The organism is Stenotrophomonas sp. YJH_SMC_43 (assembly GCF_059372535.1).
On sequence record NZ_JCAFVQ010000006.1, the window covers coordinates 33,294 to 56,473 of the forward strand.

The following is a 23,180-nucleotide window of genomic DNA, read 5'->3' on the forward strand; positions in this document are numbered from 1 at the left end:
CCAGCAGGGAAATCTCTCTGGAGTGTAATGGGATTCGGCAGGGCTGCGCCCTGCACCTGCCGAAGCCAGGGCAGCAGCCAAAGCCAAAGCAACAGCGGCATCCCGTGGGATGGCGGGGTGGATCCCTTTCCCGTCGGGAAAGGGCTCTAACCCCATCTATGTGTTGCTTCAGCCTGTTACCAGTTCGGGTCTTCGGCGGGGACCGCCGCGGCCTTGGGCTTCGGCTTGGCGGCCGGGCGTGCGGCAGCTGCGGGAGCGGCCGAGGCGGTCGCGCCTGCGGCGGCCGTTGCCGGCTTGCTGCCCAGTTTCTGGCGCAGTTCGATCTGGCCCGGGCGGAAGCCGCCGCGCATCGCGTCGACGCCGTCTTCGATGGTGCCGTAGGACGTCTGTGCAGCCACGCGATCGATGCGGATGGTGCAGCACGGGTGTTCGCTGCGGCCCAGCGAGCGGCCGGTCTGCGGGTCCTTCAGTTCTTCGCCCAGGCGCACGGCCTGCCAGCGCTGGCCAGCCTGCAGCGTTTCGCCGCCCTGACTCAGTACCACCTGGTCGCCGTCCACCGAGACCACCGACACCGGGAACAGCGTGGTGACGATGGTGGTGCCGATCTGGCCGGACAGCGACTCCATCATCGCCGCCGCCATGTTGCGACCGTTGACCACGCGCGGCAGGGTGCTGGGGCCGGTCGAGGCCAGCTGGTGGTCGAAGCTGTCGGACATCACCACCTGGCCGGTGGTGGCGTTGATCAGGCGCAGAGTGATGCGCCCGCCACCGGAGTACGAGGTCACCTGGCGGTCGGACATGCGCAGGTTGCGCACGCTGCGCGGGTACTCGAAACGCTCGATGGTCGGGATCAGGATCAGGTCGGTCGCCAGCTGCTGGCCCACGCGTGCGGTGTCCTGCAGGCGCACGTTGCCGCTGTTGATGTGGTCGATCTCGGCCTGCAGCTCGTCACCAAACTCGCGGTCCAGCACGATGAAGCGCTGGGTCTGGGTCAGCGTGTCAGACAGGCGTGCGCGGATCGCGTCGGCCACTTCGTCCGCGTCCACGCGGCCGTCGCCCACGGCGTAGCTGCCGGCCTTGGTGCGCGGCAGTGCAACCACGATCTTCGGCTTGCCCTGCTCGTCCGGTGCACGGTACTGGGCGATCTGTGCGCGCACGCGCACCTTCCAGTAGCTGCGCATGCTGCGATGGGTCACATCGGAATCGTAGGAGCTGGCGCCACGCTTGGCATCAACACTCACCTTCTCGTCGTAGCTTTGCTTGACACTGGCCGAGGCCGAACCGCCCTTGGCCGAGGCTTCGCCGGACGCACTGGCCGACGCCGAGCCCTTGAAGCTCCAGCCTTCGTCGCTGGCGCGCACGCGGGCGATGGTTTCCTCGTCCAGCTGCCGCACTTCTTCCTGCGACAGGATTTCATAGCCCAGCACCGCGCCCTGCGAGCCGGCGATCATCTGCTGGGTGAACGCGTCGGCGCGGATATCGCCGACGTGTTCGTCATCCACATCCATATGCAGGCCTGCACGCAGGCTCTGCATCTGGCTGGCCACGCGTACGCCGTTGACCTGCGCCACCGCCGACTGCAATGCCGCCAGCACCGCCAGTTCCGGGGTGCTGCCGATGCCGTCGGCTTCGCGCGCGACCTGGGTGGTGCCGCCGAAATCCGGCGTGCCACGCAGGGGCGCTGCTTCCACGGGCGCATTGCTGGCCAGTGCACTGGTTGCCTTGTCCTTGGCGGGCGCGGCGGCCGGGGTGTCCTGCTTGCCACAGGCTGCAAGCAGCGTGGCAGCCAGGCCCAGGCCGATCAAACGGTAGGTCATACGCATGGAGATTCGCCTCGGATCAGAGCTTGTCGAGCATCGAATCGGCGTTGGACGGCACCTTCACCTTGCTCTTCCTGGCGAAGGTCACGGCCGACTTGGTCGAGCCGTACAGGCCCTGGATGAAGCCCGGCGATTCCTTGGCCACCCATGCACCTGCCGCCAGCTTGCGGCCGACGGTGGCCAGCTGGGTCGCGCCCAGGTTCTTCATGCCGGCGGTGAAGTTGCTGGCTTCGCCGCCCAGCTTCTGTGCTTCGGCCGCCGAGGACAGCAGCGAGACCAGGCCTTCGGCGTAGTGCTGCTTGGATTCAGCGTTCAGTTCCGGCTGTGCGGCCTGGCGCTCGTTGATCGCCGCCTGCGCCGCTTCGCTGACCGACACCGACTTCTTCATCGCATCGACGCTGACCGAACCCGACGACAGCGCCTGGCGCTCGGCTTCCAGCAGCTGCACCTGCTCGGCCAGGCCGAAGGCGCGGGCGAACGAGGTCTGGGCCTGCAGCGAGTGCGACTGCGAGGTAACGAAACGACGCACCAGCGCTTCCTGCGCGGCTTCGTCCGGAGCGGCGGCGCTGGAGGCGCTGCTGCTGGAGGTGCCGGTGGCGGCACCGGCCAGGTCCTTCAGCTTGCCCAGGCCAGCGTGGGCCGGCATCGACAGGGTGGCGGCAGCGATGGCCACGACAAGAGCGGTATTGCGGATCATGGGATTTCCTTTATGAGAAAGACGGCCGCAGCGCGGCACGCGAGATCGGGGATGGCAGCGAGTCAGTGCCGAGCAAGCTCGGCACCCACCAGAGCCGGTAGCGCCGGGCCATGCCCGGCGAGCGCAGCGGTAACGTCAGCGGACCGCCTTGACGTTCAGTTCGTTGATCATCTGCTGGGCAGCCTTTTCAGCCGCCAGCTGCAGCGCATTGGTACGGGCGACGGTTTCGTTCGGACCGGTACCGGAGAACTGCACCGGGCCCACCGACGACACGGTGCGCGGGAAACGACCGGTCACGTCCAGCACCTTGCCGGTGACGGTGACGAACACGCGGGTGTTGCCGCTGGCCGGATCGCGGTCGCGCATGCCGACGTCGAGGGTGCCGACGGCGATGTACGGAATGTTGGCCGCACGGATGCCGTTGGCGGTGTCACGCAGGGTGGCCGGAGCCAGGTCGTTACCGGTGCTGAAGTCCTTGCGGATGCGCTCGATGCTGAGCAGGCCACGCGACTCGCCTTCCACGTATTCGGCTTCGACCACTTCGTAGCCGGCGGCGCTGAAGGCACCGGTCATCGCGGTGTTCACTTCGGCCGCGTTGGCCACCTTCCAGCTGATGTTGTCGCTGCGCTGGGTGGTGCTGCCACCGCTGGTGACCGACATCGAACCGTTCTGGTTGATGCTGCCGTTGGTGCTGACCGAGTTGCCGCGGAAGCTGTCGCCTTCACGGGTGTTCTCGCTGTAGCTGCTGCTGGCGTCGACGCGGCGGTATTCCTTGTCCTGGAACGACTGCACGGTGTCCTGCGAGCGCGCCATGAACAGGAAGGTCAGCAGCGAACGCTGGGCGGCGGTGGCACCGGCCACGGCCGAACCCGCATCCAGCTTGGTCTGCAGCAGGGTGGTGTTGATCTCGGCGCGGACGGTGACGGTGTAGGTCTTGGCCTTCTTGTCTTCGGTGTCCGACAGCTGCACGGCACTGAGCACGTAGCGGTCGATCTCGCCGATGAACTCGGCGCGGCGCGCTTCGAACAGGCGCAGCTTGGCCGCACCGGTTTCGGCGATGTACGCCTCCAGTGCATTGACCTTGGCCTTGTTCAGGGCCTGGGCACGGGTATCGGCACTCAGGCGCAGGCCGTAGCTGGCCGAACCGGTACCGCGCGAACTGGCGGTCTGTGCAGCGACCGGCGAGGCCACCACCAGGGCGATGAGGATGAGCAGGATGGTACGCATCAACGACATGACTTGATCAACTCCTGGAGGGCTTGGGTCTGCTGCTGCAACGGGCGGCCGCCCGGCTTCTGTTCGTCCAGCCAGCCGCGCGAATCGGCGCGCTTGGCGGCGGCGCCGGCGAAGGCGTCGAAGCCGGCCAGCAGGGTTTCGTAGCTGGCCGACCACTGGTCGACCTGCCACTGCGTGACCGGCACCACCTTGGTGGCACCCTTGCGCAGCGGCTGTTCGAAATAGACCTTGCCGGAGAACGGCTCGGTCACCTTGGCGGTGAAGAACGCGCCGAACAGCATCGTCTTCATCGCCGGGGTTTCTTCGATCACGCCGTTCTTCAACGCATCCACCTGCAGGTTGATGACGTAGTCCGGCTCGGGGATCTTCAGCTGGTAGACCTTGCCGTCGGCAAAGCGCGCCGCCATCGCACCACCGATCGCCTGGCCCGAGGCCGGCGGCAGCAGGCCGACGCCGGTATTGGACGACAGCGTCTTGGACAGTTCATGGGCCAGCGTGGCGCGCAGCGGGGCGTCCCACTTCGGGTCGGGCAGCTTGGCGCGGACCGCGTCGGACAGGGTCACGCCACCGACCTGCAGGCGACGCACCGCGGCATCGGGCAGCTTGGCCTGGGCCAGGCTGGCGGCCAGCACCTGCGACAGGCTGGTATCGGCGCTGCCGTACAGGAGATCGGCGACGATCGCGTCGATATCGTCGTTGTCCGGCCGGTAATCCTGCACGTCGATGCGCTGCAGGGTCAGCGGATAGGACGCGATCACCTGGCGCTCGCGGAAATCGAAGAACAGTGCCTGCAGCGCCACTTCCACCAGCACCTTGTACTGGTCACCGATCGGCTCGACCGAGACCAGTTCACGGTCCAGTGCCGCGGCCAGCACGGTCGCGCTGGTGGTGCCGTCGAGCATCGCCACCGGCTGGTCGATCAGCTGCAGGTGGGCCGGGGCGCGGCGCTTGAGCGACTGTGCCAGCGCCTGGTTCAACGGAATCAGGCCGCGCTGTTCAAGCACCGCATGCGCATGCGGCGTAGTCGCCTGCACGGCGGCGGCATCAGCGGTGTAGGCAAAACCGGCCCAATAGGCCTGCTGTGATTTGTCTGCCGCCTGCACGGCCATCGGCCATACGGCCAGGCACAGGGCACAGGCAAGCAGGCGCGCAAAAGCGCGCGATGCGCTCTTCGTCCTTGAATACATCCAACCGCTCCTCGGTCAATACGCATGGAAAGTGGACGCTGACGCGTCCGCTGGGCGCGAAACATAACGGCTCGCGGGCCCGCCGACAAGTGCTGCCTTCGTCGGGGTCACTCCGTGGGAGGCAGGCCGGCCCGTTGCCGCAGCAGGCCCCGCTCTGCCTGATTCTGGCTGAGTCCGGCGGCTTCCGCAAAAGCGTGACGTGCGTCCAAGTCGCGTCCCAGCGCCTGTAGTAATTCCCCGCGCACCACCTGCAGCGGCGCGTACTCGCGCAGTCGCGCATCCACCAGCAGCGGCTGCAGCTGCGCCCACGCCGCGAAGGCACCGTCGCTGCGCAGTATCGCCACCACGCGGTTCAATGCGACAACTGGCGAAGGCTGCACCTGCAACAGCTGCGTATAGAGCGTTGCGATGCGCGGCCAGTCGGTATCTTCGGGACGCCGCGCCGCCGCATGGCACGCTGCGATGCGCGCCTGCAGCACATAGGGATCGTCGCCGCCACCGGCGGCCAGCGCGCGCGCCAGCACCTGCTGCCCGCGTTCGATCTGCAGCCAGTCCCAGCGCGCGCGGTTCTGCTGGTCCAGCAGCACCGGCACGCCCTGCGCATCGGTCCGTGCTGCGGCGCGCGAGGCCTGCAGCTCCATCAGCGCCAGCAGGCCCAGCACCGGCGGCACCGGCAGCCGGTGCGCCAGAATGCGCGCGAGTCGCAGTGCCTCCTCGCACAGCGCCGGACGCATCCAGTCGTCACCGGCACTGGCCGCATAGCCTTCGTTGAACACCAGGTAGATCGCCTCCAGCACCGAGCCGAGCCGCTCGGGCATCGCGTCAGCACGCGGGACCTCGTAGGGCACCTGCTTCTGCGCCAAAGTGCGCTTGGCGCGCACGATGCGCTGGGCGATGGTCGGCTCGGGCTGCAGGAAGCCACGTGCGATCTCAGTTGTGGTCAGGCCACCGAGCAGACGCAGGGTCAGTGCCACCCGTGCATCGGCCGGCAGCACCGGATGGCTGGCCACGAACATCAGCCGCAGCAGATCGTCACCCAGATCATCCTCCAGCGCCTGGCTGTCATCGGGTGCCGGCAGCGCCGCCGGATGCAGTTCCTCGCCCCACTGCGCATGCTGCTGCGCCACCCGCTGGTGCTGGCGCAGCACATCAATGGCACGGTTGCGCGCAGTGGTCATCAGCCAGGCTCCGGGATTGTCCGGGATGCCCTGCTCCGGCCAGCGCTCCAGCGCGGCCAGCCAGGTGTCCTGGGCCAGCTCCTCGGCACGGCCGACATTGCCCCCGAGCAGCCGCGCCAGGCGCGCGATCAACACCGGCGACTCCATCCGCCAGAGGGTTTCCAGACGCTGCGTCAGTGCGGGATCGGGCATGCGCCGATCACAGCACGCACGCCCGGCCCGCACAAGCGCCACGGCTCACGCTTCGACGATGGGCTTGAAGCCGCCCCAGAACATGCGCTTGGTATCGAACGGCATGTCCTTCGGGCCCAGCGACGCCAACCGTGGGTCGGCCATCACCCTGGCGTTGATGCGGTCGCGTGCCGCACGCGAGCGGAACACCACGAAGGCGACGATCACCGTTTCGCCGGGCTTTGCCTTGACCGCACGCGGGAACGACGTGTGTTTTCCCGGTTCCACATCGTCAGCCACGCATTCCATGTACTGCAGCGCGCCATGGTCCTTCCACACCGCACCGGCCTTGCGGGCAAGGCGGCGGTAGGCCGCCACCTTGTCCTGTGGGCACGGCAGCACGTAAGCATCCACGTAAGCCATGAGGGTTCTCCCTTGCGGCGGCCGTCAGCCCGGCTCGCCGTCCATGTGTGCGATTTCCCAGAGATGGCCATCCAGGTCCTGGAAGCCACGCTGGTACATGAATCCCAGGTCGCGCGCCGGCTGCGGTTCGCTGGCACCGGCGGCCAGTGCCTTGTCCACCAACTCGTCAACTGCCTTGCGACTGGGTGCCGAGAGCGCATTGATCACTTCCGTGTGGGTGTGCGCATCGGCAATCGGCTTGTTGGTGAACTGCTGGAAAAAAGGTTGGGTCAGCAGCATCACGTAGATGCTCTCGCTGATGACCATGCCAGCCGCATCGTCATTGGTATAGGTTGGATTGAAGCTGTAGCCCAGCGCGGTGAAGAACGCCTTGGACTTCTCCAGATCCTGCACGGGCAGGTTGACGAAGATCATCTGCGGTTGTGGTGCACTCATCGATAACGCTCCTTGTGGATGAAGAGGAAAGAGGGAGGAATCAGGGCTGCTTCATGCAATTGACCATCCACGGCTTGCCGTAGCGGTCGATCAGCATGCCCCAGCGGTGCGCCCAGAACGTTTCAGCGATCGGCATCTGCACCTGGCCACCTTCGGCCAGCGCTGCGAACACGCGTTCGGCTTCTTCGATGCTGTCGACGTCGACATTGATGGTGGTCGAGCCGCCCTCGCCACCGCCGGGACCGTCGGCCGCCATCACGATGGCGTTGCCGATTTCCAGCTGGCTGTGCGCGACGTGGTCGAGGGTTTCCGGCGGCATCTCGTTGCAGCCTGGCGAGCCATCGGAGGGCGGCATGTCGCGATATTTCATTTCCGACGTGACCTGGCCACCGAGTGCCTTGGCGTAGAACGCCATCGCCTCATGGGCCTGGCCGCTGAAGCCGAGGAAGGGAATCAGTTTCATGGCAATACTCCGTTGTGCGGTTCAGGGCAGTAGTGCCGGGTCCTGCCCGGCAGGGAGATGAATCGGGTCAACCTTCCAGCTGTGCACGCAGACGCTGTTCCTGCTGCTGTAAGTCGGGGGTGAAGGCTTCACCGAAGTCTTCGGCGGAGATCAGCGGGCGCAGTTCCAGCGTGCCGCCACTGCCGAACGGCGCGCGGCTGGCCCACTCGACAGCCTCCTCCAGCGAGCGCACGTCCCACAGCCAGAAACCGGCGATCTGCTCGCTGGCGGGACCGAACGGACCGGCCTCGACCCTGGGCGCGCCGCTGCCGAAGTGAATGCGGCGACCGCGCTGGGTGGCGTGCAGGCCTTCACCGGCCAGCATGATGCCGGCGGCCACGAGTTGTTCGTTGAAGGCGCCCATTTCGGACAGTTCCTGTTCGCTGGGCATGCGGCCGGCTTCGGAGTCGGCGTTGGCCTTCACGATCACCATCACTTTCATTGCAGTCTCCCGTGGGGACGCGTGGTGCGTGCCCTTCACTGGGTACAACGAACCAGGGTCATCGGAATCGACACGTTTCCGGAAATTTTTTTTCTGCGTGGAAAGCACGCCTTCGGCGGGAGGCGGCGAACGGCGGAGCCCCTCCGTGGCGGGTTTGGGTTGGTCGCTGAAAGCTCGGGTTCATGGGTTTGGCCGGGTGGGTAGGCGGGTCGGGGGACGCCGTAAACCCATCCATGGGGGCTTGGCCGCGGCATCCATGCCGCGGACACCCCCGCCCCGCCTACCCACCCGGCCTTGGACAGTTTCTTGCCTCCGGTACCCACCACGGGAAGATCAAGAGAAAAGGCAAAAGCAACAGCAACAGCAACAGCAACAGCAAAAGCAACGGCGGTTGGCTGGCGGCCTCTGCTTTGCGAGCGAAGCGACCCGCTTTTGCTCTTGTTGTTGATTTCCCGTGGTGGATCGGCCGCCGGAATCTGTCTGGGGCCGGGCGGGTGGGGTTGGCGGGGTATCCGCGCCATGGATGGCGCGGCTAAGCCCCCATGGACGGGTTCACGGCGTCCCCGCCAATCCCACCCGCCCGGCCCACCCTCAGGAAACCCGCTTTCAGCGACCAACCCACCCCACCACGGAGGGGCTCCGCCGTTCGCCGATCGCCCGCCGCAGGCGGCTTTTCGCGCTGCAGCATGCCGGCAGGCAAACCTGCGCCATCATGGACACCCGCCCCCGCCAGGACCGTGCCATGCAGCAGTACCTGCTTCTGATCTACATCGAGCCTGCCCTGCTGCAGGCCCTGCCCATCGAAGAATTCAACGCACTGATGCGCGACTGCCTCGCCCACGCCGACAAACTGCAGGCCGAGGGCACGCTACTGGTAGCGCAGAAGCTGCAGCCGGTCGACACCGCGCAGACCCTGCGCGTGCGCGATGGCCACAGCCGTGTACTGGATGGCCCGTTCGCCGAAACCCGCGAACTGCTGGCCGGCTTCAACCTGATCGTGGCTCGCGATCGCGACGAAGCCATGCGCATCGCTCGTGACTTCCCGTGGGCGCGCTTCGGCAGCATCGAGGTGCGGCCGCTGGAAGACATGGACGCCGAGCGCGAACGCTGCGGCGCCCCGGCTGCCGCTATGGCAGCAGCCGTACTCTGATCTCGCGCGGGCCGACGCCTTCGTTGCCGCTGTAGTCGCGCACGCTGGCGCGCACGATGTACTCGCCCGGCGGCAGCGCCGCCGGCTGCCAGCGCCCGGTTTCCATCAGGCCATCACGCACGGTGTTGGTGGCCAGGTACCGGAAACGGGTCACCGCACTGCCGTGCACGGTGATGCCGCTGTCGGGGGCGTAGGCCACCCGCACCGCTTCCTTCTGCGGCGGCATGCGGTTGAACACGATGTTCCAGCGCGGCTGTTCGTAGCCCTGCAGCGCCCGGCCACCGGCATCGAGGATCTGGTAGCCCACCTGGTACATGCCCAGACGGCGGCGCGGCAGGTTGTTGTCGACCTGGTCCCAGGCCTCGATCACGATCTGCACGCCGCGCCCCTGGCGCGCCACCATCACCACGCCATCGGTGCCGGCGGCCATCGGCTGGTCGTTGTCGTCCAGCAACGCTACATCGGTGATGCGCGGCGCGAAGTGGTCGGCGTAGCCCTGGAAGCCCAGCCCCACCGCGTTGGTCTCGAAACCACCGGTACCCACGGCCAGGTGCACATGCGCCTGGTTGTTGATGCTGCCCAGGCGATCGCCGACGTGGATACGCATGCCGCGGCGCACGCGCATCCGCTCCAGCCTGCCCTGCTCGTCGTACAGCGCCTGCCAGCGCGCATCGAACGGTTCATTGCGTGGGGTGCGGCCCACCCGCATGTGGATGTACTTGAGGCGATCCACGGCCAGGCCCTCGGCCTGCTCGCCCAGGCTCCAGGCCGCCATCGGGCTGCTGATCTTGCCATCGGCGATCGCCAGCACGGTCTGGCCCACATCACCGCGCACGTCGAAGCCACCGTGCAGGTGATGGCGACTCTCGCCCTTGAAGTTGCCGCGCACTTCACCCAGTGTGCCGACTACTTCGTGCCAGCCATCCTGCGGCGCCAACGGCCAGCGCCCGCCGGTATCGGGCAGGGCGGCATCGGCGGCCGGGCCGACCAGTGCCGGCGCGGGCAGGTCGCCTACCGGCAGTGGGCGCAGGCGATGCAGACGGTAGCTGGCGGCGTCGGCCACCAGCACGCTGCCATCGGCATCCATCGCCAATCCGCTGGGGCGGGCCAGGCGTGGCAGTCGACCGTTGCCGACCAGCGCGATCTGGTGGCCCTGGGGCGTCACCTGCACGATGCGGCCATCAAGATCACCCACGTACAGCACGCCGTCGTGGGTGGTGGCCAGCGACAGCGGCCCATTGATCACGCCACCGGCGGCGACCACGGTGCTGACCGTGCCATCAGCGCCTATGCGGCGTACCGCGTTGTTGAACAGATCGGCCACCAGCAGCGCGCCCTGCGCATCGAAGGCCAGTGCCACCGGCGTATCGAAGCGCGCCGCAGCGCCCACGCCATCGGCCATTCCCGGGCGCTCACCACCGGCCAGGGTGCGCACGTTGCCATCAGTACCGATCACCCGGATGCGGTCGTTGTAGGTATCGGCCACGTAGACCTGGCCCTGCGCGTCCACCGCGATGCCCATCGGCGCATCAAAGCGCGCCTGCGCGGCCGGCCCATCGGCATAGCCCTGTTCACCACCCGCCAGCGTGGTCACCTGCCCATCGGTGCCGATCCGGCGGATCGCATGGTTGCCGGTGTCGGCCACATACAGGTTGCCCTGCGCGTCGGCGGCAATGCCCGAGGGCGTATTGAAACTGGCCTGCAGTGCCGGGCCATCGACGCGCCCCTCGCCCTGCCCGGCCACCGTTTCAACACGGCCATCGGGAAGGCGGCGACGGATCCGGTTGTTGTCGCCGGCATCGGTGAAATAGACGCTGCCATCGGCACTGCGCAGCAACGCGTACGGATCGGCGAAACGTGCCTGCGCGGCGGCGCCGTCGCGGTTACCCGGGTGGCCATCGCCGGCCAGCGGTTCGATCTGCGCGGTCCACGCCAGCGGCGTTGGAACCGGACCCACCGGTTCAGCCAGCGTATGCAGCGGTGTCTCCCACCAGGTCGCAGCCAATGCCACTACCGTCGCCAACGCTACGCCTGCCGCCATCCATTGCCACCGTGCCATCGTGCTGCGCTGCCTGCCTGCTGCCTGAAGAGGCACCGACAATAGACGCTGAACGCACGATCCGCCATGGCCAATCGTACGGCCAAACGCCAGAGTTCCATCCATCGCGCTTGTTCTCGCTGGCTGCAGCGGGTTCAATGCGGTTCCCACGGATGGAGATCCTCCATGCCCCGCATCCTCCCCCTCGCCGCCCTGCTGATTGCCGCATTGGCCAGTTCATCCGCCACCGCCTCGATCACGTTGGTGCCACAGAAGCCGTCCGTCACCGCCGATGCAATGCACCAGGCCTATGCCACGCGATGGGATGAGGCCATCCAGCAGTCGCGCAGTGGCAACACGCTGGGCGCGCTGATCGCGATGGAACGGCTGATGGAAGATCCGATGCTGGATGACTTCGATGCCGAACATCGCGGCCGCGCCGCGCAGGTGGCTGGCTGGACCGCGATGGTGCAGAAGAAGCCGGATCAGGCCCGCCGCTACCTGCAGCGCGCTCAGGAAGCACTGCCGGACGATGCGCAGATCCTGCTGACCCTGGTCTCGGTGGAACTGTCCGAGAACCAACCAGCGCCCGCCACGAAGCACCTGGTGCAGGCACTGAAGCATGCCGACGCGCCGTTGCCGGTGGACCGCCACGCGATCAACTACCTGCAGTTCCGCCTGCGGGACCAGCCGCAGCAGCGCATGGAACTGCTGCAGGCGCTGTTCGACAACGGCTGGAAGAGCGGCGGCCTGGAACCCACCGGACTGTGGCTGGCACTGGCCACGCTGCAGGCCGACAACGGCCGTGGCGACGATATTCCCACCACGCTGGCGCGCATCACCGGTCCCGCCGAAATCATCCGCCTGCGCAGTGACAAACGGTTTGACCGCTATGTCGACCGCGCCGATGCCCGCTTCGATCCGGTGCAGGCTGCACAGAAGCACCTCGACGAACTGCGGGTTTCCGGCCTGCTCGACCGGGCGCTGGATGCACGCATGGCCGAGTTCAGCAGCACGCTGCTGATGCTGGACCGCAACGAGGAAGTGCTGGCACTGACCGATGGCATGGCCAGTGCGGCGGCCGAGGGCGAGTCGCCCTCGGCGGCGGAAGCCGAATGGGTGGCGTGGCTGCTCAACAGCCGGCTTACGGCGCTGCGCCGGCTGGGCCGTACCGATGATGCACTGGCCACGGCGAAACAGGCCGCACGCATCGGCGCGCTCGGCCCGGATGGTGTCGAGCACCAGATGAATGTCGGTTTCGTGTTCAGTTCGCTGGGGCGCATGCAGGACGCTGCGCAGGCAGTGAATGACATGCCGGGCCTCGCCGGTTACGGCAAGGCCGCACAGGCGCTGCTGCAGTTCGCCGCCGCCCGCGAGCGCGGTGATGCAAAGGCGCGCGACGCAGCACGTGCGGTGATCCTGGCCCAGCGCGATGACGCCCGCCTGTTCCATCGCGAAATGCTGCTGGAGGAAGGCAACCTGGACGGTGCCGCCGCCGTGCTGATCGAACAGCTGCGCTCGCCGGTCGAGCGTGGTGAAACCCTGGCCAGCCTGCAGGACATGCGCACCTATCCGTCCTTGCCGGGCGATGTGCGCATCGATGCCGCGTGGCGTGCACTCAAGCAGCGTGCCGACGTGCAGGCCGAGGTGGCACGCGTCGGCCGCATCGAGCGCTACGACCTGGTCAGCACCTCCACCTCGCGCTGAGGAGCTTTTGTGTAGCGCCGAGCCCATGCTCGGCTGCGCCAATTGCAGCCGAGCATGGGCTCGGCGCTACACCGCGCGTACAGCGCCACTGGCCTAGCGCGCCGGCACCTCGGTACGGATGCCCATCGCCTCGCGGTAGCGCGCGTACAGCGCCATCACCTTGTCCACATAGGCCAGGGTTTCGGCATAGGGCGGCACGCCCTTGTAGCGGGTGACCGCGCCGATGCCGGCGTTGTACGCAGCCGCCGCCAGCGGCCGGTCACCGTTGTAGCGACGCAGCAGCGCGCGCATGTAGCGGGCGCCGCCATCGATCGACTGCTGGGGCGAGAACGGATCATTCACGCCGTACTCCTGCGCGGTGTCCGGCATCAACTGCATCACGCCCTGTGCGCCCTTGCTGGACACCGCCAGCGCATCGAAGTTGCTTTCAGCATGGGCAATCGCGCGCAGCCACGCGTCATCGACGCCCGTAGCCTTGGCCGCAGCCTTGAACTGTTTGGCGTGCTGCGCCAGCTGCGGCTTGCCGACCTTGCCCAGGCCTTCGTGGGCCGGCTCGCCCGGCGGCGTGGCCATGGTGAACTTCAGGAACACCCGCGAGCCGGGCAGGTTGCGGGTGGAGTAGACCAGTGCGCCATCCTGCTCGCGCTCGTACAGCACGCCGCTGAACACGCCCATGTTGCCCCACAGGTTCGGGGTCTGGATGGCGTTGTCGTCGATTTCCTTCGGGGTGCAGCGTGAACCGGGTTCCGGCGCGGTGGCCAGGCTGACGGTGTTGCCCTGCACGCAGCGGTAGACGGTGCGCGCGGCGGCCAGCCCGGGCCACAGGCTGGGCAGCAGCAACAGCGCTAGCAGGAGAGGGCGACGGGACATGGCGGCCGGATCATCCGGCCGCGCCCGCTAATGTTGGGTGAATGGGGGCCGGCAGGGCTGCGCCCTGCACCTGCAGAGGCAACGTCAACAGCCAGAGCAGCGCTGGGCAGTTGAGGGCTGGTCGGGTGGGTGTGGCCCGGCAGGACACGCCGTAAACCCATCCATGGGGGCTCGATGGCGCCATCCATGGCGCCAACGGTCCTGCCGGGCCACACCCACCCGCCCTCGACAGTTTGCTGCGGCTGACAGTAGATCCACGCCATGCGTGGATGAAGCTGCCTGGAGACGATGGATCAATCGATGTGACGGAACACCTGGATCACTTCGCGGTCCTGCGGCGCACCCAATACCCCACGCCCAGCAGCACGAACCACACCGGGCTGGCGATCAGCGCCTGGCGGGTGTCGCCCTGCAGGCTCAGCAGCACCAGCACGGCGGCGAAGAACACCAGGCAGGCCCAGCACATGGCGACGCCGCCGGGCATCTTGAAGATCGAGGCAGCGTGGCGTTCCGGGTAGCGGCGGCGATAGGCCATGTAGGCCACCAGGATCAGCGACCACACGAAGATGAACAGCACCGTCGCCAGCGTCGTGACCAGGGTGAAGGCGGTCACCAGGTTCGGAATCAGGTAGATCAGCAGCGTGCCACCGAGCAGGCACAGGCACGAGAACAACAGGCCACGGGCCGGCACGGCGGCGCGTGACAGTTTCGACAACCCGCGCGGGGCGTGGCCCTCTTCGGCCAGGCCGTACAGCATGCGGCTGGTGGAGAAGATGCCGCTGTTGGCCGAGGACGTGGCAGAGGTCAGCACCACGAAGTTGATCAGGCTGGCCGCGGCCGGAATACCGGCCAGCACGAACAGTTGCACGAACGGGCTCTTGTCCGGCACTACCTGGCGCCACGGGGTGACGGCCATGATCGCGATCAGCGCCAGTACGTAGAAGATGATGATGCGCACCGGAATCGAATTGATCGCCTTGGGCAGGTTGCGCTCGGGGTCGGCGGTTTCGGCGGCGGTGGTGCCGACCAGCTCGATGCCCACGAAAGCGAACACTGCAATCTGGAAGCCGGCGAAGAAGCCGACCAGGCCCATCGGGAACATGCCGCCGTCATTCCACAGGTTCGACAGCGCCGCGGTATGGCCACTGGGCGAGGTGAAGCCCCATGCCACCAATCCGGCACCGGTGATGATCAGCGCGCAGATCGCCACGATCTTGATCAGCGCGAACCAGAACTCCATCTCGCCGAACAGCTTCACCGTCACCAGGTTCAACGACAGCAGCAGCATCACGCACGCCAGCGCCGGTTTCCAGGCTTCCAGCCCGGGGAACCAGAACTGCGCGTAGGCGGCAATGGCGATCACATCGGCGATGGCGGTGACAATCCAGCAGAACCAGTACGTCCATCCACAGAAGAAGCCGGCCCAGGGGCCGAGCAGATCGGTGGAAAAATCGATGAAGGATTTGTACTGCAGGTTGGACAGCAGCAGCTCGCCCATCGCGCGCATCACGAAGAACAGCATCGCGCCGATGATCAGGTAGACGAAGACGATGGACGGGCCGGCCAGGCTGATGGTCTTGCCCGACCCCATGAACAGGCCGGTGCCGATGGCACCGCCAATGGCGATCAACTGCAGGTGGCGGTTGGACAGGCTGCGGCGCAGGTGCTCGGGGGGCGTTGCGGGCTCGGTCATGGGCGCGGGCAAAAGGGCGGGCGAAGCGTTCGAAGGTAGTCCTCCTCAGGCAGGAGCGCCAGCGCCGGATGAGCCAATCCCGTCAAACTTGGCCGCTTTCATCACAATGTGACCAAATACCGGATTCATCCCATTCCGCCCGGCCCGGCGCCATGCTCAGATAGCCGCACCTGCCCAAGGATCGGCCCGACCATGCGCCCTGCCCTGCCCGCCCCGCTGGAGCCCCGGCCATGAGCCGGCTGCGCGTCATCATTGGTGGCACCGCACTGGCGCTGCTGGCCGCGGCCGTGCCGATCGCGGTGATGGCCTATGCCACCTGGGACCGTGCGGTCAGCGTCGAGCAGCAACGCCTGCGCGACATTGCCGGCCGTGCCCTGCGCCGCGCCGACCAGTCCTACCAGGAAGCACTGGCGGCACTGCAGTCGGCCGAGGTCGGCGCCCACAACGCCTGCGGGCCCGACCATATCCGGCGCATGCAGACGCTGGTGATGACCTCGCCGTCGGTCGACCAGATGGGCTACTTCGAGGGTGGCAAGCTACGCTGTACGTCGTGGGGGCCATTCCTGTCCGACGTCAACCAGCCCAAGTCCGACCACGTCACCAGTGATGGCGCCGGCATCGCCGTGGATGTGCGCCCCGAGGCAAGCGGACGGCGCCAGGTCCTGTCGATCCTGTACGGCAACTACGACGTGCTGGTCGATCCGCGCCGCTTCGTCGATGTCATCGCCGACCCGAACGTGCGCCTTGCCCTGGCCAGCCCGGACGGCCGCCTCCTGGCCAGGCAGGACGGCATGGATCCGGCATTGCTGGAGACCCTGCTGCGCGCGCCTGGTGAAGGCCTGGACCACAACACCCTGTACGCCACCGCCCGCAACGAAGAGTGGCTGGCGATCGCGACCACACCGCGTACCGCGCTCGCCGCGACCTTCCGCCAGCAGGCGTGGCTGTTCGTGCCGATCGGCGTTCTGCTGGCCGCTGTCGGTGCCGGCCTGGTGATCTGGCTGTCGCGTCGCCGCCTGTCGCTGCGCGGCGAGCTGGCCACGGCGATCCGCCGCCGCGAGCTGTACCTGCACTACCAGCCCATCATCGAACTGGATACCGGCATCTGCGTCGGCGCCGAAGCGCTGGTGCGCTGGCAGCGCCCGGATGGCACCCAGGTGCGGCCGGACCTGTTCATTCCGCTGGCCGAAGAGGCCGGCATGATCGGCGCGGTCACCGATCTGGTGATCGAGAACGTGGTGCGCGACATGCGCGAGCTGCTGGTGGCCGACCGCAGCGCGCACATCGCGATCAACCTGGCCGCCGAAGACATCAGCAGCGGCCGCGCGCTGAAGATGATCTCCAAGCACATGGCCGGCAGCGGCATCCTGCCGCAGCAGATCTGGATGGAAGCCACCGAGCGCGGCTTCCTCGACCTGGACCGCGCCCGCACGATGCTGGCACAGGCACGTCGGGCCGGGCACAGCGTGGCCATTGACGATTTCGGCGTCGGCTTCTCCAGCCTGCAGTACCTGGAACAGCTGCCGCTGGACGCGCTGAAGATCGACAAGTCGTTCATCGATGCGATCGGCACCGAGAGTGCGACCAGCCCGGTGACGCCGCACATCATCGACATGGCCAAGGAGCTGGGCCTGTGGGTGGTGGCCGAGGGCGTTGAAACCGAGGCACAGCTGGCGTATCTGCATACCCGCAAGGTCGAGTTCGCGCAGGGCTGGCTGTTCTCGCGGCCGCTGCCACGGGATGAGTTCGTGGTGTTCCATCACAAGCGGCAGCAGCGCTATGGCGCGGCGCGGGAGCACATGCAGAATCCGCGCAGCGTGCCGATCGAGCGTGAGGGAGTGGAGTAGGACGGCGAACGGCGGAGCCCCTCGTGGTGGGTCGCGCCCGGTGAATCCATCAGTTGGGGCCGGGTGGATGGGTCGCGCAGGGGGCGCTGCAAGTACGTCCATGTAAGCTCGGTCGCCGCATCCATGCGGCTCACGCCCCTGCGCAACCCACCCACCCGGCCACGGACACATTGCGGCGGCGTCCCACCACGGAATCAACAGAAGAAAGCAAAAGCAAAGGCAAACGCGGGTCGCTGCGCTCGGTGGATCCACGCCATGCGTGGATGGCGTGGACCACGGTAGTGCCGGCCGCTGGCCGGCACCGCGCCATCACCGATCGCCGCCTACGCCCAGGCCTTCGGCCGTGCCAGCAGCCACGCCACGCTCACTGCCAGCAGCAGCAACGGCAGCCATCCCAACTGGTTCGGGCCGCCCGCCTGCAGCAGCACACCCCCTGCAACGCCGCCGGCGGCGATGGCCAGGTTCCAGCCGGTCACCAGCATCGATTGCGCCAGATCCGCGGCGGCACCCGCTCGCCGTGCCAATGCGGTCTGGAACAACGTAGGCACCGCGCCGAAGGCCACGCCCCACAGGATCGTTGCCAGCAGCAGCGGCGTCGCGAGGCCCGGCCACAACAGCAGGGTCAGCACCGGCACGATGAAGCCGATCACCGCGGCCCACACCAGCGTGCGCAGATGACGGTCCACACCCCAGCCGGCAATGCCGATGCCGGCGATGGCGGCCAGGCCGAAGGCCAGCAGCAGGCGGTCCAGCCACGGGCCGGCACCGGCCTCCACCGCCAGCGGTTCGATGTAGGTGTAGAGCACGTTGTGCGCCAGCACGTACAGCACCATCACCGCCAACGCACTGCGCACGCCCGGCATGCGCCACACCGTAGCCAACGACGTACGCTGACCGGCCGCCGCCGCCGGCAACGCGGGCAATGCCCAGCGCCAGCCGATCTGCTGGCCCAGCAACGTGCCGGCCGGTACGCCCAGCGACAGTGCCAGCGGCGATCCGACCATCGCCACCGCGATTGCCCGACCCTGCAGCGAGGGCACCACCATGCGCGCGGCGTAGCCGGCCACCAGCGACCACAGCAGCCCGCCGCTCACGCCGGCCAGGAAGCGCGCGGCCAGGATCAGCGGGTAGCTGCTGCTCAATGCAGTCAGCGTATTGACCACCACGAAGCCGGCAATCGCGGCGAGCAGCAAGGGACGTCGCGGCAGGCGCTGGGTCAGTGCGGTCATCGGCAGTGCGGCCATCACCGAGCCGAGCGCATACACGCTGACCAGCTGGCCAACCGCCGCGTCGCTCACACCGAGGCTTTCGCCCATCGGCCGCAGGACGCCGGCCGGCAGGGTCTCGGTCAGCAGAGTGATGAAGCCGCCACCGGCCAGCGCCAGCAGTCCCGCCCACGGCAGGCGCGTGGCTTCACCGGCCGGGCCAGCCGCATCGATGGCATGGCCGCTCATCGCGCGGTCTCCAGATCAGCATAGACCGCATCGCGCAGCTCATCGACGAAGGCACCGTCCATGCCTTCGTACAGGGTGTTGGTCAGCGCCACCACGCTGAGCCCACGCGCAGGATCGACAAACCAGCTGTGCCCGTAGGCGCCGCCCCAACGCCAGGTGCCTGCGCTCTGCGGCGTACCGCTGGCGGCCGCATCGCGCAGCACCGCAAAGCCAAGGCCAAAACCCCAGCCGGCCGGTTCCGGCGGCCCCTGTTCGCCCACCTGCGGGCTGGCCATCTCCGCTGCCAGTGCGGGCGGCAACAGGCCTGAACGCTGCACATCACGCAAGGCCTCCAGCACCGCCATCACTTCATCGGCGCTACCGACCAGGCCTGCCCCGGCCGAGGGGAAACGGCTGGCATCGGTGGCGCGCGCGAGGCTGTACTCGATGCCGACGGTACCCTCGAACGGAGCGACCACCTCGCCTTCGCGCAGGCGGTGCGGCTGCGGTGTGTCGGTGACGTAGGGCGTGGCAAGCCGAGCCGCATCGTGGGTGGCGAAGGCGGTATCGCGCAGGCCCAGGGGTGCGGCCAGCAAGCGCTCGAACAGTGCCTGCAGGGATTCACCGGTCGCTGCTTCAGCCACGGCACCGGCAACGTCCACGCCCAGCGAGTACAGCCACTGGCTGCCCGGCGCGAACAGCAGGGGGGCCTGCGCGATGCGGCGCACGTTGTCGGCCAGAGAGAGCGGGTTCGCGTCCATGCCATCGCTGACGCCAGCGCGTGCGTAGGGACCCTTCGCATCGGCTTCGAGAAAGCGGTAGCCCAGCCCGCTGCTGTGGCTGAGCAGCTGGCGCAGGCTGATCGCTGGCGTGCTGCCATCAGCCAGCGCCGGGCGGAAGTCCCGCAGCCAGCGCTGCACCGGTGCATCCAGGTCGAGCACGCCCTCGGCCACCAGGCCCAGGATCACCGTGCTCAGCAGCGGCTTGCTCACCGAGGCCAGCCGGAACAGCTGGTCGCGCTGCATCGGCGTGGCCGACTCGCGATCCGCCAGGCCCGTGGCGCTGGCATGGCGCAGCGCGCCGTGCTCGCGCACCAGCACCACCGCACCGACCAGGCGCTGCGGGTGGACCTGCTGCAGCAGCCGCTGCACCGAAGGCAGTGTCGGCGCAGGTTCGAAGGAAGGAGCGGCATTCATCGCGGTGATCCGTGGGGGAGAGGCCGCCACGTTAGGCAGCGGGCGTCCGCGCAAAAAGCCGGTTGCCGCTCCGGGCATCATGGACCGTGTAGTCCGCAATCGGCATGATGGCCGGAACCGCAAGGCCGCAACGGTCTCCACGCCACCCCGCACCACAGTGTTGCGATGGCGGAGCCGCCCGCTACAGCCGCGCCGGCCTACCCTGCCGCTTTCATTGCCCGCACGCCCATGTCAGTCCTGGACAACCTCGCCAACCTGCAGACCTTCGTGCATGCCGCCGACACCCGCAGCTTTGTCGAGACCGGGCGCCTGCAGGGCATATCCGCCTCGGCAGCGGGCAAGTGCGTGGCGCGGCTGGAGCACGCACTGGGCGTGCGCCTGTTCCACCGCAGCACGCGCAGCATCACGCTCACCGCCGAGGGTCAGCTGTTCCTGGCGCGTTGCCGGCGCATCCTCGACGAGCGCGATGCCGCACGCACCGAGCTGGCACAGCCGCACGCCACGCCCCGCGGTACGCTGCGCATCAGCCTGCCGCTGGTGGGCGACCTCACCCTGCCGTTGATGGCCGAGTTCATGGCGGCGTATCCGGATATCCGCCTGGACCTGGACTTCAGTGACCGCCTGGTTGATGTCATCGAGGAGGGCTTCGATGCGGTGCTGCGCGTCGGCGAACCCAGCGACTCGCGGATGAACGCACGCCGGCTGGGGGTATTCCCGCGGCGTGTCGTTGCCTCGCCGGGCTACCTGCAGCGCTGCGGTGTTCCGCGCACGCCGGCAGGCTTGATGCAGCACACGCTGCTGCACTATCGCTTCCCCACCACCGGCAAGCTGGAACCGTGGCCGATCCACTGGCCCGACGATGAAACGCCGCAGGAGCTTCCGGTGCACATGGTGGCCAACACCATCGAAGCGCGGGTAGCGCTCGCACTGCGCGATATCGGCCTGGCCTTCGTGCCGGTGCACTCGGTGCGCGATGCCCTGGCCGACGGCCGCCTGGTCACGGTGCTGGACGAACACGTGCATTCCTGCGGCACCTTCCATCTGCTGTGGCCGTCGGGCCGACACGTACTGCCGAAGTTGCGGGTGTTCATCGACTTCGTCGGCGCCCGCCTGGGTACCGTGCCGTAGCCGCGAGCAATCCACCCATGCCCGGCCCACAGTAGATCCACGCCATGCGTGGATGCTTCTCGCGGCGAAAGGAAGCCGAGCATCGGCTCGGCTCTACAGAACCGCCCGATCATCGGTAGCGCCGGGCCATGCCCGGCGGCCGCGCACCCGACCATTCAGCCACTGCCGCTATACTGGCCGCTCATTCCTCCAAGAGGCTCGCGACCAATGCGCCATTGATGCCGCCGTCTTCCCACTAGACGGCCTGACTCTTCCCGCCCCTGCGCGCAGGGGAGAACCCGGCATCCATGGAGGTCGCATGACCCCGCATTCCCTCACGCTCGATCGCGTGTCGTATCGATTGGCCGACGGCCGCCCGCTGTTTTCCGATCTGACGTTTTCCTTCGAACCGGTCGCCACCGGCCTCGTCGGTGCCAATGGCGCCGGCAAGAGCGTGCTCGCACGCCTGCTGGCCGGCCGGCTGCTGCCCGACAACGGCCAGGTTCGCGGCAGTGGCCGCGTGTTCCTGTTGCCGACGCCCGGCTATCCACCCGCCGGCACGGTCGGTGAACTGGCCGGTGTCGGCGCGGAACTGGCCGCACTGCAACGCATCGAAGCCGGCAGCGTGGACGAGGCCGACTTCGCCCGCGTCGGCGACCGCTGGGATCTGCGCGAACGCCTGCAGCAGCAATGGCGTACGCTGCAGCTACCCGACGACCTCGATCCGGCCCAGCCGGCCGCGCGCCTCAGTGGTGGCCAGGCCATGCAGGTCGCGCTGTCCGGTGCCTGGGCCAGCGGTGCCGACTGGCTGATCCTGGACGAACCCAGCAACCACCTCGACGCACGCCATCGCCAACAGTTGTATGAACAGTTGCAGCAGTGGCGCGGCGGCCTGCTGGCGATCAGCCATGATCGCGAACTGCTGGCGCACATGCAGCAGATCGTCGAGCTCGATGCGCGTGGGCTGCATCGCTATGGCGGACCGTGGCAGCACTACGCCGACGCGCGCGCCGCCGAACGTGAAGCCGCCGCCGCCCAGCTTGATCATGCACGTGCACAGCACCGGCAGCAGCAACGCAGCGCGCGCGAACAACACGAACGCCAGCAGCAGCGCCAGGGACGTGGCAACCGTGATGCGAAGCAGGCCAACCAGGCCCCGATCCTGCTCGGCCGGCAGAAGCAGCGCGCCGAGGCCAGCCACGGCCGCGTACAGCAGGTGCAGGCCGAGCGCCTGCAGGCCAGCGCAGAGCAGCTGCGCGCAGCGGCATCCGCGGTGCATGCGGCGCCGGAACTGGCGCTGTTTGCCGGTGCGGGCGAGCGTGGCAGCGCGCGTCTGCTGGAGGCCGAGGCGCTGGTGCTGCCACATGGCTGCAGCGCCCCGCTGCAGCTGGAGATCCGCCGGGGGCAGCGCATCGCCGTGGTCGGTGACAACGGCAGCGGCAAATCGACCCTGCTGCGTGTGTTGGCCGGCCAGCTGCCTGCATGCAGTGGCACCGTGCAACGGCATGCACCACTGGCCCTGCTCGACCAGCAGTTGCTGGGGCTGTCCGGCGCGCGCAGCATCCTCGACACCGTGCAGGCCGCCAACCCGCGCGCGGACCCAGGCGAGCTGCGCACGCGGCTGGCCCTGCTCGGGCTGGATGCACAGCGCATCCAGCGGGCGGCCCACAGCCTCAGTGATGGCGAGCGGGTGAAGGGTGCGCTGGCCAGCGTGCTGTATGCCGATCCCGCGCCCCAACTGTTGCTGCTGGACGAACCCGGTAATGCGCTGGATCTGAGCGCATTGCAGGCGCTGGAGGAACTGCTTGCGGCGTGGCCGGGCGCGCTGGTGATGGTCAGCCACGACCGGCACCTGCTGCAGGCATTGCGACCGACCCACGTGCTGCAGGTGAACCCCGAGGGTTGGCAGTGGCGAGATGCCTTGTAGATCCACGCCATGCGTGGATTCGATTTTGTAGAGCCGAGCCCACGCTCGGCTGCAATTGCAGTAGATCCACGCCATGCGCGGATGGAATGATCCGCCAGCCGAGCGTGGGCTCGGCTCTACA

At 67.8% G+C, this 23,180-nt stretch carries 19 protein-coding genes; 5 read left to right on the top strand and 14 right to left on the bottom strand.

Annotated elements, in window-relative coordinates; all coding sequences use genetic code 11:
• Window positions 1-176 precede the first annotated feature (176 nt).
• From AC5QAH_RS19635 to AC5QAH_RS19675, 9 genes are all read right to left on the bottom strand, one after another.
• The gene (locus AC5QAH_RS19635) at window positions 177-1,823 is read right to left on the bottom strand and encodes a CsgG/HfaB family protein (RefSeq protein ID WP_313412536.1); all 1,647 of its coding nucleotides are present in this window, start codon (window positions 1,821-1,823) and stop codon (window positions 177-179) included.
• Window positions 1,824-1,839: 16 nt separating this feature from the next.
• Window positions 1,840-2,517 carry a hypothetical protein gene (locus AC5QAH_RS19640; protein WP_019660899.1) on the bottom strand — a complete coding sequence of 226 codons (678 nt, stop codon included), beginning with the start codon at window positions 2,515-2,517 and terminating at the stop codon, window positions 1,840-1,842.
• 135 nt (window positions 2,518-2,652) lie between these two features.
• Complete coding sequence (locus AC5QAH_RS19645) at window positions 2,653-3,753, bottom strand: hypothetical protein (protein WP_019337987.1); 1,101 nt, start codon at window positions 3,751-3,753, stop codon at window positions 2,653-2,655.
• Entirely contained in the window at window positions 3,744-4,940 is a 1,197-nt protein-coding gene (locus AC5QAH_RS19650; RefSeq protein WP_197646512.1) for a hypothetical protein, read from the bottom strand. Before AC5QAH_RS19650 ends, AC5QAH_RS19645 begins: the two co-directional genes overlap by 10 nt.
• A 107-nt stretch (window positions 4,941-5,047) precedes the next feature.
• Entirely contained in the window at window positions 5,048-6,310 is a 1,263-nt protein-coding gene (locus AC5QAH_RS19655) for an RNA polymerase sigma factor (protein WP_495232522.1), read from the bottom strand.
• A 45-nt stretch (window positions 6,311-6,355) separates the two neighbouring features.
• The gene (locus AC5QAH_RS19660; RefSeq protein ID WP_313302388.1) at window positions 6,356-6,712 is read right to left on the bottom strand and encodes a DUF1428 domain-containing protein; all 357 of its coding nucleotides are present in this window, start codon (window positions 6,710-6,712) and stop codon (window positions 6,356-6,358) included.
• 24 nt (window positions 6,713-6,736) lie between these two features.
• Window positions 6,737-7,147 (bottom strand): VOC family protein, encoded by a 411-nt coding sequence (locus tag AC5QAH_RS19665; RefSeq protein WP_021202152.1) that lies wholly within the window; start codon window positions 7,145-7,147, stop codon window positions 6,737-6,739.
• 40 nt (window positions 7,148-7,187) lie between these two features.
• On the bottom strand, window positions 7,188-7,610 hold the full coding sequence (locus AC5QAH_RS19670; protein WP_241885893.1) for a VOC family protein: 423 nt from the start codon (window positions 7,608-7,610) through the stop codon (window positions 7,188-7,190).
• A gap of 67 nt (window positions 7,611-7,677) precedes the next feature.
• Entirely contained in the window at window positions 7,678-8,091 is a 414-nt protein-coding gene (locus tag AC5QAH_RS19675) for a YciI family protein (protein ID WP_313302391.1), read from the bottom strand.
• Window positions 8,092-8,833: 742 nt separating this feature from the next.
• On the opposite strand from AC5QAH_RS19675, the gene AC5QAH_RS19680 reads away from it, so the two are divergent.
• Entirely contained in the window at window positions 8,834-9,241 is a 408-nt protein-coding gene (locus AC5QAH_RS19680; protein ID WP_495232536.1) for a YciI family protein, read from the top strand.
• Here AC5QAH_RS19680 and AC5QAH_RS19685 read toward each other — a convergent pair.
• The gene (locus AC5QAH_RS19685) at window positions 9,219-11,300 is read right to left on the bottom strand and encodes an NHL repeat-containing protein (protein ID WP_495232523.1); all 2,082 of its coding nucleotides are present in this window, start codon (window positions 11,298-11,300) and stop codon (window positions 9,219-9,221) included. The two genes, AC5QAH_RS19680 and AC5QAH_RS19685, sit on opposite strands and share 23 nt — an antisense overlap.
• A 165-nt stretch (window positions 11,301-11,465) precedes the next feature.
• Here AC5QAH_RS19685 and AC5QAH_RS19690 point away from each other — a divergent pair, with 165 nt between their 5' ends.
• Window positions 11,466-12,986, top strand: coding sequence for a tetratricopeptide repeat protein (locus AC5QAH_RS19690; protein ID WP_171953770.1), 1,521 nt, complete (start codon window positions 11,466-11,468; stop codon window positions 12,984-12,986).
• Window positions 12,987-13,079: 93 nt separating this feature from the next.
• Here AC5QAH_RS19690 and AC5QAH_RS19695 read toward each other — a convergent pair whose 3' ends face one another.
• Window positions 13,080-13,856, bottom strand: coding sequence for a lytic transglycosylase domain-containing protein (locus tag AC5QAH_RS19695; protein WP_032130442.1), 777 nt, complete (start codon window positions 13,854-13,856; stop codon window positions 13,080-13,082).
• Window positions 13,857-14,175: 319 nt separating this feature from the next.
• Complete coding sequence (gene cycA / locus AC5QAH_RS19700; RefSeq protein ID WP_010484152.1) at window positions 14,176-15,549, bottom strand: D-serine/D-alanine/glycine transporter; 1,374 nt, start codon at window positions 15,547-15,549, stop codon at window positions 14,176-14,178.
• A 230-nt stretch (window positions 15,550-15,779) separates the two neighbouring features.
• Between cycA and AC5QAH_RS19705 the strand changes: the two genes are divergently transcribed.
• Complete coding sequence (locus AC5QAH_RS19705; protein ID WP_010484153.1) at window positions 15,780-17,396, top strand: EAL domain-containing protein; 1,617 nt, start codon at window positions 15,780-15,782, stop codon at window positions 17,394-17,396.
• A 323-nt stretch (window positions 17,397-17,719) separates the two neighbouring features.
• On the opposite strand, the gene AC5QAH_RS19710 is transcribed toward AC5QAH_RS19705, so the two are convergent.
• Both AC5QAH_RS19710 and AC5QAH_RS19715 read right to left on the bottom strand, forming a co-directional pair.
• On the bottom strand, window positions 17,720-18,850 hold the full coding sequence (locus tag AC5QAH_RS19710; protein WP_495232524.1) for an MFS transporter: 1,131 nt from the start codon (window positions 18,848-18,850) through the stop codon (window positions 17,720-17,722).
• On the bottom strand, window positions 18,847-20,025 hold the full coding sequence (locus tag AC5QAH_RS19715; RefSeq protein WP_043399859.1) for a serine hydrolase domain-containing protein: 1,179 nt from the start codon (window positions 20,023-20,025) through the stop codon (window positions 18,847-18,849). Before AC5QAH_RS19715 ends, AC5QAH_RS19710 begins: the two co-directional genes overlap by 4 nt.
• Window positions 20,026-20,253: 228 nt before the next feature.
• Between AC5QAH_RS19715 and AC5QAH_RS19720 the strand changes: the two genes are divergently transcribed.
• Together AC5QAH_RS19720 and AC5QAH_RS19725 are read left to right on the top strand one after the other, a co-directional pair.
• The gene (locus AC5QAH_RS19720; protein ID WP_019337977.1) at window positions 20,254-21,153 is read left to right on the top strand and encodes a LysR family transcriptional regulator; all 900 of its coding nucleotides are present in this window, start codon (window positions 20,254-20,256) and stop codon (window positions 21,151-21,153) included.
• A 298-nt stretch (window positions 21,154-21,451) separates the two neighbouring features.
• Window positions 21,452-23,059 (top strand): ATP-binding cassette domain-containing protein, encoded by a 1,608-nt coding sequence (locus AC5QAH_RS19725; RefSeq protein WP_495232525.1) that lies wholly within the window; start codon window positions 21,452-21,454, stop codon window positions 23,057-23,059.
• Window positions 23,060-23,180 lie beyond the last annotated feature (121 nt).

Bases quoted from the DNA above. Each gene is read 5' to 3' on its own strand.
- AC5QAH_RS19635 (WP_313412536.1), bottom strand. From the start codon at position 1,823: ATGCGTATGACCTACCGTTTGATCGGCCTGGGCCTGGCTGCCACGCTG.
- AC5QAH_RS19640 (WP_019660899.1), bottom strand. From the start codon at position 2,517: ATGATCCGCAATACCGCTCTTGTCGTGGCCATCGCTGCCGCCACCCTG.
- AC5QAH_RS19645 (WP_019337987.1), bottom strand. From the start codon at position 3,753: ATGTCGTTGATGCGTACCATCCTGCTCATCCTCATCGCCCTGGTGGTG.
- AC5QAH_RS19650 (WP_197646512.1), bottom strand. From the start codon at position 4,940: ATGTATTCAAGGACGAAGAGCGCATCGCGCGCTTTTGCGCGCCTGCTT.
- AC5QAH_RS19655 (WP_495232522.1), bottom strand. From the start codon at position 6,310: ATGCCCGATCCCGCACTGACGCAGCGTCTGGAAACCCTCTGGCGGATG.
- AC5QAH_RS19660 (WP_313302388.1), bottom strand. From the start codon at position 6,712: ATGGCTTACGTGGATGCTTACGTGCTGCCGTGCCCACAGGACAAGGTG.
- AC5QAH_RS19665 (WP_021202152.1), bottom strand. From the start codon at position 7,147: ATGAGTGCACCACAACCGCAGATGATCTTCGTCAACCTGCCCGTGCAG.
- AC5QAH_RS19670 (WP_241885893.1), bottom strand. From the start codon at position 7,610: ATGAAACTGATTCCCTTCCTCGGCTTCAGCGGCCAGGCCCATGAGGCG.
- AC5QAH_RS19675 (WP_313302391.1), bottom strand. From the start codon at position 8,091: ATGAAAGTGATGGTGATCGTGAAGGCCAACGCCGACTCCGAAGCCGGC.
- AC5QAH_RS19680 (WP_495232536.1), top strand. From the start codon at position 8,834: ATGCAGCAGTACCTGCTTCTGATCTACATCGAGCCTGCCCTGCTGCAG.
- AC5QAH_RS19685 (WP_495232523.1), bottom strand. From the start codon at position 11,300: ATGGCACGGTGGCAATGGATGGCGGCAGGCGTAGCGTTGGCGACGGTA.
- AC5QAH_RS19690 (WP_171953770.1), top strand. From the start codon at position 11,466: ATGCCCCGCATCCTCCCCCTCGCCGCCCTGCTGATTGCCGCATTGGCC.
- AC5QAH_RS19695 (WP_032130442.1), bottom strand. From the start codon at position 13,856: ATGTCCCGTCGCCCTCTCCTGCTAGCGCTGTTGCTGCTGCCCAGCCTG.
- cycA (WP_010484152.1), bottom strand. From the start codon at position 15,549: ATGACCGAGCCCGCAACGCCCCCCGAGCACCTGCGCCGCAGCCTGTCC.
- AC5QAH_RS19705 (WP_010484153.1), top strand. From the start codon at position 15,780: ATGAGCCGGCTGCGCGTCATCATTGGTGGCACCGCACTGGCGCTGCTG.
- AC5QAH_RS19710 (WP_495232524.1), bottom strand. From the start codon at position 18,850: ATGAGCGGCCATGCCATCGATGCGGCTGGCCCGGCCGGTGAAGCCACG.
- AC5QAH_RS19715 (WP_043399859.1), bottom strand. From the start codon at position 20,025: ATGAATGCCGCTCCTTCCTTCGAACCTGCGCCGACACTGCCTTCGGTG.
- AC5QAH_RS19720 (WP_019337977.1), top strand. From the start codon at position 20,254: ATGTCAGTCCTGGACAACCTCGCCAACCTGCAGACCTTCGTGCATGCC.
- AC5QAH_RS19725 (WP_495232525.1), top strand. From the start codon at position 21,452: ATGACCCCGCATTCCCTCACGCTCGATCGCGTGTCGTATCGATTGGCC.